This is a genomic window from Psychrobacter sp. TB20-MNA-CIBAN-0197, from assembly GCF_040309765.1.
GTDB classification, from domain to species: domain Bacteria; phylum Pseudomonadota; class Gammaproteobacteria; order Pseudomonadales; family Moraxellaceae; genus Psychrobacter; species Psychrobacter submarinus.
In genome coordinates this window covers 129,978-144,101 of record NZ_JBEOPC010000001.1, presented here as the reverse complement: position 1 = coordinate 144,101, position 14,124 = coordinate 129,978, and the positions used below count along the sequence as shown (strand labels likewise).

At 44.5% G+C, this 14,124-nt stretch carries 11 protein-coding genes and 2 riboswitches; of the genes, 6 read left to right on the top strand and 5 right to left on the bottom strand.

Going from position 1 to position 14,124, the window contains the following annotated elements:
* Window positions 1-349 precede the first annotated feature (349 nt).
* The 4 genes from AAEY83_RS00605 to AAEY83_RS00590 all read left to right on the top strand — a co-directional run bounded on the left by AAEY83_RS00605 (window position 350) and on the right by AAEY83_RS00590 (window position 5,830).
* Complete coding sequence (locus AAEY83_RS00605; RefSeq protein ID WP_025647115.1) at window positions 350-2,014, top strand: glycosyltransferase family 2 protein; 1,665 nt, start codon at window positions 350-352, stop codon at window positions 2,012-2,014.
* 127 nt (window positions 2,015-2,141) lie between these two features.
* On the top strand, window positions 2,142-3,455 hold the full coding sequence (locus AAEY83_RS00600; RefSeq protein WP_025647116.1) for a glycosyltransferase: 1,314 nt from the start codon (window positions 2,142-2,144) through the stop codon (window positions 3,453-3,455).
* Between the two features lie 38 nt (window positions 3,456-3,493).
* On the top strand, window positions 3,494-4,717 hold the full coding sequence (locus AAEY83_RS00595) for a hypothetical protein (RefSeq protein WP_025647117.1): 1,224 nt from the start codon (window positions 3,494-3,496) through the stop codon (window positions 4,715-4,717).
* Between the two features lie 21 nt (window positions 4,718-4,738).
* Window positions 4,739-5,830: a glycosyltransferase family 2 protein gene (locus AAEY83_RS00590; protein ID WP_025647118.1), complete on the top strand. Its 1,092-nt coding sequence runs from the start codon at window positions 4,739-4,741 to the stop codon at window positions 5,828-5,830.
* Between the two features lie 227 nt (window positions 5,831-6,057).
* Here AAEY83_RS00590 and AAEY83_RS00585 read toward each other — a convergent pair whose 3' ends face one another.
* The 5 genes from AAEY83_RS00585 to AAEY83_RS00565 all read right to left on the bottom strand — a co-directional run bounded on the left by AAEY83_RS00585 (window position 6,058) and on the right by AAEY83_RS00565 (window position 11,444).
* Window positions 6,058-7,368, bottom strand: coding sequence for a lytic murein transglycosylase (locus AAEY83_RS00585; RefSeq protein ID WP_025647119.1), 1,311 nt, complete (start codon window positions 7,366-7,368; stop codon window positions 6,058-6,060).
* A gap of 222 nt (window positions 7,369-7,590) precedes the next feature.
* The gene (locus AAEY83_RS00580; protein ID WP_025647120.1) at window positions 7,591-8,832 is read right to left on the bottom strand and encodes a vWA domain-containing protein; all 1,242 of its coding nucleotides are present in this window, start codon (window positions 8,830-8,832) and stop codon (window positions 7,591-7,593) included.
* 81 nt (window positions 8,833-8,913) lie between these two features.
* A complete protein-coding gene (locus AAEY83_RS00575; RefSeq protein ID WP_025647121.1) occupies window positions 8,914-9,771 on the bottom strand; it encodes an AAA family ATPase in 858 nt (285 codons plus the stop codon).
* Between the two features lie 337 nt (window positions 9,772-10,108).
* The gene (locus tag AAEY83_RS00570; protein ID WP_025647122.1) at window positions 10,109-10,768 is read right to left on the bottom strand and encodes a hypothetical protein; all 660 of its coding nucleotides are present in this window, start codon (window positions 10,766-10,768) and stop codon (window positions 10,109-10,111) included.
* 355 nt (window positions 10,769-11,123) lie between these two features.
* Entirely contained in the window at window positions 11,124-11,444 is a 321-nt protein-coding gene (locus tag AAEY83_RS00565; RefSeq protein ID WP_025647123.1) for a YcgL domain-containing protein, read from the bottom strand.
* A 268-nt stretch (window positions 11,445-11,712) separates the two neighbouring features.
* Window positions 11,713-11,834, top strand: a riboswitch (glycine riboswitch).
* A 63-nt stretch (window positions 11,835-11,897) separates the two neighbouring features.
* Window positions 11,898-12,037: riboswitch (glycine riboswitch) on the top strand.
* A 268-nt stretch (window positions 12,038-12,305) separates the two neighbouring features.
* Between AAEY83_RS00565 and gcvT the strand changes: the two genes are divergently transcribed.
* Both gcvT and gcvH read left to right on the top strand, forming a co-directional pair.
* The gene (gene gcvT / locus AAEY83_RS00560; RefSeq protein ID WP_025647124.1) at window positions 12,306-13,490 is read left to right on the top strand and encodes a glycine cleavage system aminomethyltransferase GcvT; all 1,185 of its coding nucleotides are present in this window, start codon (window positions 12,306-12,308) and stop codon (window positions 13,488-13,490) included.
* A gap of 120 nt (window positions 13,491-13,610) precedes the next feature.
* Window positions 13,611-13,991, top strand: coding sequence for a glycine cleavage system protein GcvH (gcvH, locus tag AAEY83_RS00555; protein WP_025647125.1), 381 nt, complete (start codon window positions 13,611-13,613; stop codon window positions 13,989-13,991).
* Window positions 13,992-14,124 lie beyond the last annotated feature (133 nt).

The following is a 14,124-nucleotide window of genomic DNA, read 5'->3' as shown; positions in this document are numbered from 1 at the left end:
AGTAAACAAATATGACTCTGAATCATAAAACCTGTCTGCTGACTAAATGCAGGTGCTAGAAATCAGTAGAAGACGATACAGCAACTAATCTGGACGCTAACCACCTAATAACTAACACTTTCTTACCTAAATTACTCACCGTTACACTTAGGCTATTTTTACGACAATTCTTGTCTAATTTGAGCTATTAAACCATATTATTATGACTTTATAACTGAGTATAGCTTTACTATTAATAGCTCTGTTCTTACATGACTGACGCCTAAAATTATAAAAATAACTTTAAAATTATAATTATCAATACTTAACCCTATTAGCCATAAGTTACGTGGATGCTCAAGGATAGATCATGACCGTTAATGAAGTGACTGCTTTTACGCCTAATTTCACTACTTATCATTCAAGCCGCAGCTCTTATGCTGAAGGTTTGGATAATGAGGATACGGTTAGTTTAAGTTTTCAGATTATGACTCGTGCTGAACCGTTTGAGGTTGTCACAGCGACTATTGAGTCTTTGCTAGCCATTAAGTCCGCTAATGACGAGATTCTCATTATCGATAACAACCATACAGATAAAGCCTTGTACGAGCCTTTGGCCGCTTATTGCGCCAGTTTGGCAAGTGAGCTTAAAGTACGTTTTTATCATGTGGATAAAGTCGCTAACTTTAAATCAGGAGCGCTGAACTTAGCGCTAGAGTTGATGGACGCAAGCTGTAGTCATATTGTGGTAGTCGATAGTGATTATCAAGCGCTCCCTTATGCTAGAGAAGCTATCGCTCAAGCAATAGTAGACTATCCTACTCATGCTTTGTTGCAGTTTCCGCAGTTTTATCGCGATAAAGGCCTAATAGATGTGCATAGCGAATTAAACCATTATTTTAATTATCATCTGTACCGCCCTTTCAACCGTCAGCGCGCGTTATCAACGGGTACTTTTGCAGTTATTCGCAGGCAAGCCCTTACCCAACTAGGCGGCTGGTCTGGCGCGTCTATTACTGAAGATGCGCAAATGGGTGTCTTGATGCACCGGCAAGGGCTGAAGAGTCAGTTTATCCCTAAAGTGATAGCGACAGGCCTGTTGCCCAACACTTTGCCGGATCTTATCTGTCAAAGACAGCGCTGGATTTATGGCAATATGCAAGTGCTGAGCTCTTATTTTGCTACTGATAAGCAAGCGTCGGTAGCAGAGAAAACACCTTTTAAAGCTCAACAAAACTCTGAGCGCCTATCTTATATCAGAGCGCATCTCTCGCAGCTTAGCGCTTGGGTCAACTTCACTGGCTTATTTATTTTGCTGCAGCTAGCGTGTGTCCTGATGGTTACTGGCGCTTTATTACTTAATTTTGCAGCAAATTTTCAGTTATTACTCGCGCCTTTGTATGCCGTTTTTGCCAGCTACGCGCTGTTTTTAGGCAGACGCTTTTGGGCTTATAGTCATGATAGCGCCCCTCTTAACCAGCAAATACATAGCGCTAAACAAACTAGCCATAAGCCTGCCTCTCTTCTACAAAAATATAAACCGTTAAAAAAACAAACGCGAGCTTGGCTGCTGCACCTGAATTTTTGGGAGTTTGGCGCTTTATCGTGGATGCCAGTACTTTGGGGCCGTGACAAACCTTTTATTTGTACGCCTAAACAAGCTAATAGTAGTACCTCTCGCTCGACCTTTATAGCCAATATCAGGGCGCTACCTAAACTGCTATTGATGCTTAACTTGGCTACTTTGCTACTAGTTGCGCCTTTTTCTCCGCTTTATTCGCCGGTGTTGTTTATTGCTGCTTTAGTGATTTGTTTGATAAAAGTGTTTGCTGCCAGTGTGGCGCTAGACAACTATCGTTATCAGCGAACAGAGGGACAAATTATTAACTTTAAAACGCATAGCCAGTATAAAGCTGGGCGTAAGCCAAGCAAAACGGCTACCTCACTAGCAAAAGCTAAATCTATTCCATCAACAGCTATGAGCCGTCACTCTATTAATAAAGCTTGCGCGGACAAAGAAGCCGCAAGCTCATAGCTGTTTTTATTCAGCTTGTGCGGCTATTGATAATAAAAGCTATAACGAACGTTTAAACCGATATAAATATAATACCGGTATAAATACAATACTTACATTCTCCTTATCGCCCCTTACTGGACACATTATGTCACTGACAAATCCTAAAGCTTCGATGCAGATTCGCTCTGCGCCGCTCATGCATGCGCCTCTAAAGATCGCTATCATCGCTCATTCGCTCTATCCGATTGCACAGCCTTATGCTGGCGGTTTGGAGATGATTACTCAGCTACTATGTGATGAGCTAGTCGCGCGCGGTCATGACGTACTGCTCTATGCTCATGAGGACAGCCAAACGCAGGCTAACCTACAGCCGCTCATGACTCGCGAACAGTTTGATGCTTTAGTTTATGACAATGAGCACGACTCTGTCGGCATGAGCCGTGAGGATATGTATCAGTATCTTGTATATCAGCAGGCGCTTAGCGATATCATTGCTAGGGACAAACGCGGCGAGATTGATATCATCCATAACCATAGTCTGTATCACGTACCTATGCTAACGGGTCAGGCATTTGGTAAGCGTTTTTTTACTACCTTTCATACGCCTATTTTTCCACATATACGCTTAGCTTTATTAACCCTGCAGCAAGGCACTGCCACGCAATTTACTTCAATCAGCGCTCACCAGCAGCAGCTGTTTGACGAGTTTGTGCCATCACATGTGGTCTATAACGGTATCGATGTCGACTCTTTTACAGCCAATATTGAGCCTATTAACGAGGAGGTTTATTTTTGGTATGGGCGTATTTGCCCCGAAAAAGGCACACACTTAGCGATGCAATACTGTCAGACAGCGGGTAAACACTTGATTATCGCAGGTCCCAAAAGTAATCAAGAGTATTTTGATAGCAAAGTTGCGCCACTACTGGCAGCGGATGCCGATAAGGCAGATGGCGAGGCGCTATTCACTTACGTGGGTCACTTAACCAAAGATCAAATCAACGACTATTTGTGTCAAGCAACCGCCATGCTATTTACGAGTACTTGGGATGAGCCGTATGGCCTCACTTTGGCTGAGAGCTTAGCCTGCGGTACGCCAGTGATAGGCTTCGACGTAGGCGCTGCGGCAGAGATTATCAACGATGAGACAGGTATTATCGTCCCTAAGTGTAATGAACAGGCCTTTGTAGCAGCTTTTGATACTATTAAGACTCGCTCAAGAGCGGCTTGTCGTGCGCGTGCTGAGCAGTTTTGTTCGGTTACGGCTATGGTCGATGGCTATGTCGATTTATACAGACAAGCGTTATCGCTAGAACCTTTAGTATCAGATAGCGCTAATTGTAAAGCTAGCAATACTGTTTCAAATATAAATCGTCAAAATAGTGTTAATAATCCAAGTGAAACGACTACTCAAAATAAAGACGAAACTAGGAAGCAAAAAGTTGAAAGAGTCGTTTAATTTTTACTCTAAACCTTTATATAATTTTTGGAATTTTTATGCGCATTGGCTATTATGCTCATCACCACGGCTCAGGTCATTGCCGACAAGCGGATAAACTAGCCGCGCTTATGCCTATCAGCTTACGTAACAACTTTATCGTTTTTACCAGCCTTACCATAGACGCTTATACTTTTACGACTGTCAAAAATGACCAAATTATTCGTCTTAATGCAGAGGATGAGCGAGAGGATGATATTTTGGCTGGCCGTGCAGGCAAGTACTGGCAGCCGGCAAGTCTGCATTACTCTCCTGTAGGTAATCACGATATCCAAACTCGTAGCCTACAACTCTTAAATGCTATTCAGCAGCATAGCATCGATCTAATGATTATCGATGTCAGCGTAGAAGTCGCTATGCTCTGCCGCGCTGCTAGCGTGCCTTATCTTTACGTTAGGCTTGCAGGTATTCGCGATGACGATCCGCATCTCAATGCTTTTGCCGGGGCCCTAGGCTTACTTGCGCCCTACCCGAAAGCCTTAGAGACGTCTGAGACCGACGACTGGCTTCAACAAAAAACCTTATACTTAGATTTTTTGCCTGAAAAGAGCGCCAAGTCCATCTCTTATGATGCATTTATAGTATCGCTAGCCGATCTAATCAAAGACGATAATAATGGCTCAAACCCTGCTACAAAGTTTAATCTAACCGATGAAGCTGAACAAAACCCAAAGATTATTACAGTGATTAAAGGCTATGGTGGCCATGAAGCGATTGACGCTAAGCTGCCGAAACTGCGAGAGATGCACCCTGATGCCTTGATTATATCGCTTGGGCTAATCGCTGATAACAAACGTAGCTATGTTGATATCGCCGCGCAAGTAACCGATGTCTCGCCTTTTCTTATGCATAGCGATCTGTTGATAATGGCGTGCGGACTCAATGCTATCGCCCAAGCTTATCATCACAAGACGCCATTAGTAGTGCTACCAGATGAGCGGCCACATCGTGAGCAAGAAGTAATGGCAGAGGCGCTTATCGCACAAGGGCGGGCGATGAGTTGGCAACAATTTGTAGACGTGTCAAAAAACCCTCCTAGTCTCGGCAGTTTACTCACTTCATCTGCTAAGCCAGACAGCAACCGAGTGAGTAACAATACGGTAGATGAAACAAACACTAAAACCGCGGCCCAAGCCTTGATGGACAGCTTTGTTGATTATCCGGCTACTAAATCCTGGTTTCAGGACTGGTTATTACCAAAGCTAGATATGACTCCTAAATGATTAATACGATAAAAATAAACTATGAATCAAGCAAACCACCCTCGACCCAAAACTATCGATGTCAGCGTCATTACCACTTGCTATGGTCGTAATCGCCACCTTTATAATCTCCTTAGTAGTTTAGCTAACGGTAGCGTGCAGCCTGCTGAGGTCATTATCGTCAACGATGATACTGAACCTAAGCGCTTAGCTGAGTATCCGCTCAATATCGTGCAAATCCCTACTTTGGACAGTAAAGAGACTGATTTAGCAGCAGCTAGTCAAGAAGATCTGCTGTCGGACAACGAAAACGACGCTATAGAAAAAACAGGGTTCGATATTGGCCGAAACCGCAATCTTGGCGCAGCTAAAGCCAGTTATGAGCAGCTGATATTTTTGGATGTCGATTGTATCGCGTCGACGACTTTTGTTGAGCAATTAAGCGCGAAGCTAGCCGCGCATCCCAGTGCCCTGCTGATGGGTCAGCCGCTCTATCTGACGCGTCCGCTAACCGATAATGAGTCTGGTAAATTACAACAAGGTGATTGGGGCAATGGTGAACTAAATGCTCTCGCGGTGACTAATCCTTATCGTCATAACCTTGTTGAACAAGCGGTTGAACAAGCGGTTGGGCAGGCGGTTGAACAAGCTGCCGAATCCACTGACAGTATAGAATTAGAGTCCGCGAAGATAACTAACAGAGCGAAAAGAACAATTGAGCGTACGCAAGACTATGGTGCGTTTTGGAGTTTATGCTTTGCCATTAGCCGTACTCAATTTGAAAATATCGGCGGTTTTGATACTCATTATGTCGGTTATGGCGCAGAAGACACGGACTTTGCTTTTATGGCACGCGAACTAAATATTGAGTTTTATTTGACTGGTGATATTATCTATCATCAGCAGCACAGTGTCTATCGTCCGCCGCTCAATCACCTCTCGAGTATCGTTGTCAATGCCAATCGCTTTTATGAGAAGTGGCAACACTGGCCCATGGGCGGCTGGCTTGAGAGCTTCGCCGATATGCAACTTATCAACTGGCAGCCTGAGCAGCAAAGCGCCATCACTATCACTCGTCAGCCTACAGATAATGAAATTAAGGCTGCACATTGCCCTGACGCGCCCTACGTTTAGACTATCACCTAACCAAAAGCACCTAACCAAAATCACTTAACCCAAATCATTTAGACTTTACAAAAAAAGCACCCTAACTCGGATGCTTTTTAGCTTTTGCTTCATTTTAGAAAAAACATTTAATCGTTAAGCTTTGATCTATGCCACTTTAATTTATGCCACTTTAATTTATGCCACTTCAATTTATGCCAATAGTCACTTTTAAAAAAAGGCATAATCAGATCCGCTCACCAGCCAGTTAAAGATATCGCGCTACGCTGGGTGATAAAACCATCTGGCGTTTGTCCATTAGCCGCTTGCCAGCGCTGAAAAGCCTTGCGCGTATTGGTACCGATGATACCATCAGCGCCCTTGGTATCGTAGCCTGCGCTAGTCAAACGGCGCTGCAAATTTTTGACTTGTACGGTCGATAGCGGACGCTCGTATCGCGGCCATGATGTGCGTAGGCCACTTTGACCCGTTATCGCTTTGCCAAGTAGACTTACGCCCAATGCATAATTTGAGGAGTTGTTATAGACTTTAATCACATCAAAGTTTGGGCTTAGCAGCAAGATTGGACCATCTTTACCGGCTGGTAACCACAGCTCCATCATCGTATTGGCATCTAGATTGACATCTTCTATAGTGTCTAGACCCATCGACGCCCATCTTGCCGCTGTTTGCTTCGTGCCGACTAAAGAGTAATCGAACGAGGCAGGAAGCGTCGCTTCATAAAACGGCGCCAGACCGCGTACCCACCCTGAAGCATTTAGATAATTGGCCGTGGAGGCGAGCGCATCTTTGGTAGACCAAGGGTTACGATGACCGTTATAATCGCCATCCACACCATAATCGAGCCAAGTCTTTGGGATGAACTGCGTCTCACCCATGCCGCCAGCCCATGAGCCATCGAGCTGCGACCAATACACATCACCGCGCTGCAATAAGTCAGCCAATGCTAAGAGCTGCTCTTCGGCAAACGCTTGGCGGCGGCCATCATAGGCAAGGCTGGCAAGCGAGCTTGGTATATAGCTGTTACCTGTCACTGCGCCAAAAGACGACTCCATACCCCAAATCGCCGCTATTATCTCAGCCGGAACACCATAACGCGACTCAAGGCTAGATAAATAAGAACGCTGCTCATTAAACTTGCGCTGGCCAGTACTGACTCTACCACTTGATACGGCGGAGTCGGCATAGTCCCATGGCATTTTAGAAAATTCTGGTTGGCTCGAGTCTAGCGAGATGACTTGTTGATTGAGATTAGCTGAGGCTAATAAACGCTGAATATCGGCAGGGTTTTTGCCGGCAGATATCGCGCGCATACTGAAGTCTGACTTCCAGTCTGAGAAACTAGTATAGCTTGGTTTTGGTGCAGGCGTTACCACTTGCGGTCTGACAACTGGCTTTGGCTTAACCGTGATGGTTTGCGTTTGGGTGACTTGCACATTACCTTGGCGTACCGGCTTAGTCGGCTGAGTGGCAGGCTTTTGGCTAGCACAGCCTACAACCATAAGCGTAGGTAGCAAGATTGCGATGTGATGTTTTTTGAAAATCATGAGCGTCTCGAGTATTAATAACAGGTGAAATAAGGCAAATATAGGACAATATAAAACGAAGGCAGCAGTAGCACAATCCGTTGCTCGCTAAAAATCACTTTAGCAACAAATAATAATAAAGTCGATGATATCAATAAATATTATAAATGATAAAAAAGGTCGCTATCTGTGGATATCGACCTTTATACCATTACGTTTATGGCTATACTTTTTGACGAGAAACTACCTTGCCAAATAAGCGGTCATATCCTCTACCCCATGCAAAGTCATCGGATACATGTGGTTGTCAAAGATCTGTTTTATCTCAGTGATGGTTTGCGTATAGGACCAAAATGCGGCTTCTTCTGGGTTAAGCCAAGCGACTTTATCGAAGTGCGCGAGCACACGCTTTAGCCAGACTACTCCCGCTTCGTTGTTCATATACTCAACGCTGCCGCCAACTGAAAACAGCTCATACGGTGACATAGATGCGTCCCCTACAAATATCACTCGGTACTCGCGCCCGTACTTATTAAGCAGCTCGTAAGTCGGCATAGGATTACTATGTCGGCGATTATTATCCTCCCACACATAGTCATACAGACAGTTATGGAAGTAGAAAAACTCTAAGGTTTTAAACTCGTTTTTCGCCGCTGAAAACAGCTTCTCTAAGGCTTCAACATGGATATCCATACTGCCGCCGACATCGAATAGCATGAGTACTTTGACGCGGTTACGGCGCTCAGGCTGCATATGAATATCGAGCACGCCTTTTTTGGCGGTACGCTTAATGGTCTCATGAATATCTAGCTCATCCTCGCTACCAGTACGTGCAAACTGACGCAAGTTGCGTAGCGCCATTTGGATCTGGCGCGTGCCAAGCTGTTTATCATCATCAAGGTTACGATACTTACGCTGCTCCCAGACTTTGACTGCACTGCCCTTACGCGACTCACCGCCGACGCGTACGCCTTCGGGATGATCGCCATAAGCGCCAAAAGGAGAGCTGCCGCCAGTGCCGACCCATTTACTGCCGCCTTGATGACGCTCTTTTTGCTCTTTAAGACGCTCCTCTAGCGCTTTCAGCAGCTCCTCTAGCGAGCCATACTTATCTAACAAACGGCGCTGCTCATCGGTTAGGTTTTTGGGATCGAGCTTGAGATCGAGCCACTCTTTGGGGATATCGGTCAGCTTATTCATCAGCTCATCGATATCTAAGCTATCCACGCCTTCGAAGTAATCTGCCATCGCCCGATCGAACTTATCAAAGTGACGCTCGTCTTTAACCATGCAAAGCCTTATCAGCCGATACATATCCTCGCGACTGGCAAAAGTCTGCAGCTCTGGATACTCTGAGTCTGCTGAGCTCTCAGGATGCGGCTGCATCATTAGCCCTTTGTCGAGCGCGGCATTGAGATCGAGCAGCTCGCGAGTCGTGACGGGTACGCCGTAAGTTCGCAGCGTATAAAAGAGTTTTATAAACATGATTGTCTCTCACTTATTGACAGGCCTAGCTAGCAAAATGGCTCATACGAGCTTATCGTAAACGCCCTACAAAGCTCATGATTAACGGCGCATCATATTGGCAAAGCGCTGTAATAAATTGACGTCAGCTTCGTTCTTGAGTAGCGCGCCATATAACGGCGGAATGGATTTTTCGCCGCGCAAGTTTTCTTCGAGCTCTTCTTGTGCCATATCGTCAGCTAACAATAGCGTTAACCAATCGACCAACTCAGAGGTCGAAGGCGGCTTTTTAAGACCTTGCAAATTGCGCAGTTTATAAAAAAGATCGAGCGCATCATTGACCAACTTTTCTTGGATATTAGGGAAATGCACCTCGATAATTTGACGCATGGTTTGCTCATCAGGAAAGTCGATGTAGTGAAAGAAGCAGCGACGCAAAAACGCATCAGGTAGCTCTTTTTCGTTATTAGAGGTAATGATGACCACTGGGCGCTGCTCAGCTGAGATGGTCTCGCCTGTCTCATAGACATAAAATGACATTTTATCGAGCTCATGCAATAAGTCATTAGGGAATTCGATATCGGCTTTATCGACTTCATCAATAAGCAGCACACTACGCTCCTCACTAGTAAACGCCTCCCACAGCTTACCGGGCTTGATATAGTTGCCGATATCATAGACTTTATCATCGCCAAGTTGCGAGTCGCGCAGACGTGATACTGCATCATACTCATACAAGCCTTGCTCAGCTTTGGTCGTGGACTTGATATGCCAAGTAATCAGCGGCATACCTAGACTCTCGGCTACCTCTTCAGCGAGCAAGGTCTTACCTGTGCCCGGCTCGCCTTTTATCAACAGCGGCTTTTGTAGCGTCATCGCCGCATTAACGGCGAGCTGGAGATCGTCAGTGGCGATATAAGTATTGGTACCGGTAAAGTTCTTTTGGTTATTGTCTGCCATAAAGTTAAATCTCAATATTAGTGGTTAGGATGTGTTGAAAATAAAGGCGTTTGATAGATGCTAAATTTAGACACTAACATGCAATAAAAGCCATGCAATATAAATAATTTAAGATTAGCATAACCGGTGTTAATGCCAAAATACTGATGGGTTTGCAATTTTTAGTTACGATAGTCTATGCCTTATAAAAAACAAACAATGAAACGGATATAAAACCGTATATTTGAGCAAGCTAATTTGGATGTAAAAAGTTATAGAAAGAAAAAAAGACACTAATAAATAGTGTCTTTTCTTTAATGCTAATACCATCCAAAATAATGTTTACTGAGTATTGCCATTAGTCTTTTTTATCTACGTGCGACGCCGCTTCATTACTTGGTTTTTTACTATAAAATCCTTTCACAGGCTTTTTGGTAGGGCTATCAGACGCTTTAGGCTCAGCTGCAAGGTCGTTTGTTTGTGCGGTTTGTGCTGTTGGTACTGGCTCGCTATGTTTTTTTTCTAAGTAGTTGCCTGATGCCAGTTGCATATTGGCTTCGGTGTCTTCAGCACTATTGCGCCGCGCCTTATCGAGACTGGACTCAAAAGCGCCGCGGATCAGTTGCCAAACAAAACCGATAAACAAACCAACCACTAGCACCACCAAGATAGGCAGGGAGTTGCTCACCGCTGAGGCAGTATCCTTCATCAATAGTGCATAAATCACGCCGATACTAGCAGGCGCGATCTCGCCTTGTTCGCCAAGCGCGGTACCGGGCGCTAATAGTACGGCAAAGATAACCATCCAAATCATACCACCAAGTGGCTTTGGCAAAACGCGTGCAACCAAAATCCATAATAGCAAGACGATGACCGTCCCGCCTAGATAAGCGTACATAGGTAAGTCGGCAGGTGGTACGTTTTTGACCATCTGACTCCACCAAATCACAATCTCACCAAGAATATCGCTGAGCTGCTCAAGTGGCAAAAAATTTAAAATACCTTTCAACCAATCCATGCTTATTCAATCACCTACGTTTAGTGATGCCGATGTCAAACGACGTCTAAGTTAAAAACTCTGTTAAAAAACTATATTAAAGAACTATGTTAAAGAACTATGTTAAGAAGTTATGCTAAAAGCCGGTGTCAAAAACCTTTGCTAAAAACCTTCATTAAAAATATTCTTTGAACACTGCACTAAAGCACTATGTTAAAAAGCACTATAGTCGAACCACTATTAAAGTGTTACAGCGTTAGACTCGTTTAGCCTACTACTGTAGTACTTGCACTCGTCTGCCTTGTACCACTTTTAATATTGATTGACTATATGTTAAAAGGCTATTTTATCACGACTTGTGAAGGTACGACATGTTCTAATCATACTTATTGTCTTGCGCTTCTTTTGCGCGCATCTCGGCCTGCCGGCGCATCACGTCCGCAGGCGGCATCTGTACAAAATATCCTTTCTCTTGTAGCTTAGCCAGCACTTCCTCTTTATCGACTCGTGCAAGCTTCTTGGTATTACTAAGGTCTAAATGCATCACAAACTTGCTCGTGCCTAGCCCTGCCCGAAAGTCTTTGGGTAGTACACTGAGCCAATCTTTGATCTCGTCGGTGTCATCTGGGTAATCAGGGCGCGCTATGTAAACGTACATATCTGGATGTTTAGGGAATTTATAAATGTCACAATGCATAACCATTACCTATCTGTAAAATATTTATCAAAGTTATGGCTGTAGCCTAGCATAATTTGACTAATTATCTGTAGTGGCTTTACGTTTTATTGCGCGAAACGCTGAGCTGATAGCAGCTCAACCGCACTGCTAACCCTAAAACAATATCTGTAAAGGACAACCAGCCTCTTAACGTCTCAAAAAAAGACGGTTAAATGATTCATTTTGATTAAACGCTTAATTAAACACCAAGATGCCTTGTAAAACAGCGGGGAACCTTTCATAATAAAAGGGTTTTTCAGGAGAGAGTTTTATCATTATGGCAATAGCCTGTAGCTATGACCAATGACAAGACCACCGAAGGCGCATCCACCCTGCCAATCGCTCAGGTAAAAGGACTGAAAAACTCATGCCTATTATTACGACTTGATAATAGCTTAAATATCCAAACTATTATCACAGCACACAACTGGGCATAACAAATCTGGAGAGCGGTGAAGACTTATAGAGCTTCATCCACCGAAGGGGAGAAAATACGCTGTTGCCTTTTCACTATAAAAGTGAGGACTCAATAGCGTATTGAAAATCTCAGGTCACAGGACAGATAGGGCTTATATGCAATTGACACTGCTAGTGTTTTTGCGTAGCTTTATTTTGTGCCACCCTTTTTATTGCCAACGGTGTCGTTGGTATGGTTACCTCTCATTATGGTTTACTTGCTTCCTTTATACTATTAATCAATAAATTGTCATTATTGGATCGCTCACCCTAAGATCCACTAGTAATGACTTTGATAACTCTGTAATCGTCATTAGCTTGATTATTATTGACTTACGATTTGACTGATAAATAGTAGAGGCGGCGTAACTACAAGGATTTGTTATGACTGACTCTAATACTCAAAACACTGACTCTGCAACACCTTCAGCCCCTAAGCGCACCCCTCTGTATCAGTCGCACGTCGATAGCGACGGCAAGTTGGTGGACTTTTCAGGTTGGGAGCTACCTATTCATTACGGCTCACAAATAGAAGAACATGAAGCGGTGCGTACCGATGCTGGGATGTTTGACGTCTCGCATATGGTCGTCGTCGATATCAGCGGCGCTGATGCTAAAGCTTGGCTACAAAAGCTGCTAGCGAATGATGTTGCTAAACTCAAAACCGTGGGTAAAGCGCTGTACTCGCCGATGCTAAATGAGCAAGGCGGTATTATCGATGATTTAATCGTCTATCTAATGAATGAGGCCGAAACTGAGTACCGCATCGTCTCTAACGCCGCCACTCGCGACAAAGATATCGCTCAGTTCCATAACGTTGCTGAAGGGTTTGAGGTCACTTTAACAGAACGCCCAGAGCTTGCCATGATTGCGGTACAAGGTCCAAAAGCGGTTGAAAAACTAGCCAAAGCCAAGCCAAGCTGGTCAGAGACACTATCAGGTCTTAAGCCTTTTGTTGGTGCGGATTTGAGCCATATCGAAGGCCAAGATTGGTTCGTTGCGCGCACCGGCTACACCGGTGAAGATGGCGTTGAGGTCATTATGCACGGTGATGACGCGCCGGCCTTTTTTGACTTATTAAAAGATAATGGCATTAAGCCTGCTGGCCTCGGCGCTCGCGATACCCTACGTATGGAAGCGGGTATGAACCTTTATGGTCATGATATGGATGATAATATCAGTCCTTACGAGTGCAATATGGGCTGGACGCTGGCGCTAAAAGACGAGCGTGAGTTTGTCGGCCGCGACGCTTTGGTCAGTAAGCGTAAGCAGGCAAAAAAGAATAATACCGCGATGAAGCAAGTTGGCCTGCTTATGACTAGCCGCGGGGTGCTGCGCGAAGGTATGGAAGTGACCATTAACCAAGGCACTGACAATGAGCAGACCGGCGTCATCACTAGTGGCACCTTTTCCCCTAGTCTCAAAAACTCTATTGCCATCGCTCGCGTACCCGCTAGCCTCTCAGAGGAAGATACGGTACAGATCGACTTGCGCGGTAAAGGCAAGTTTGTCGATGTACGCGTATTAAAGCTACCTTTTGTGCGTAACGGTCAGCAGCAATTCGACTAATACTATTTGTTTTGCCAGTCCCATCACTGATAATATTACAGTCAGCTTTGGCTATCCGCTTTATCTGATGATAAAGTTTGCATTCATTATAAACCACCCGCTACTCTTTAGGAGAGAACTATGAGTAATGTCCCAGCAGAACTAAAATATATCGCCAGCCACGAATGGCTACGTTTAGAAGACGACGGCACGGTTACTGTCGGTATCACTGACCACGCCCAAGACTTGTTAGGTGATGTGGTATTCGTTGAGCTACCTGATGTTGGCGATACTATCGCTGTTGATGATGAGATCTCAGTCGTTGAATCTGTCAAAGCTGCCTCGGATGTCTACGCTCCTATCTCAGGCGAAGTCGTCGCTATCAACGAAGCCTTAGAAGACGATCCGGAAATCATTAACTCAGACCCGTATGGCGAAGGTTGGTTCTTTAGAATGAAGCCGGACAATATGGACGACTATGAAGCGCTACTAAGTGCTGAAGAGTATGAGAACGAGCTGTAAGTCTTAAGCCCTCATAGCTTATATAAAAGGTTTTGCAGGTATTGGTGTCAGTAGGTTCTATACCAGTAGACTCTGAGGTCAATATCTGCCCTTATTTTTAAACCTTTTGTACATTTGTACGTTTGAGCTTATA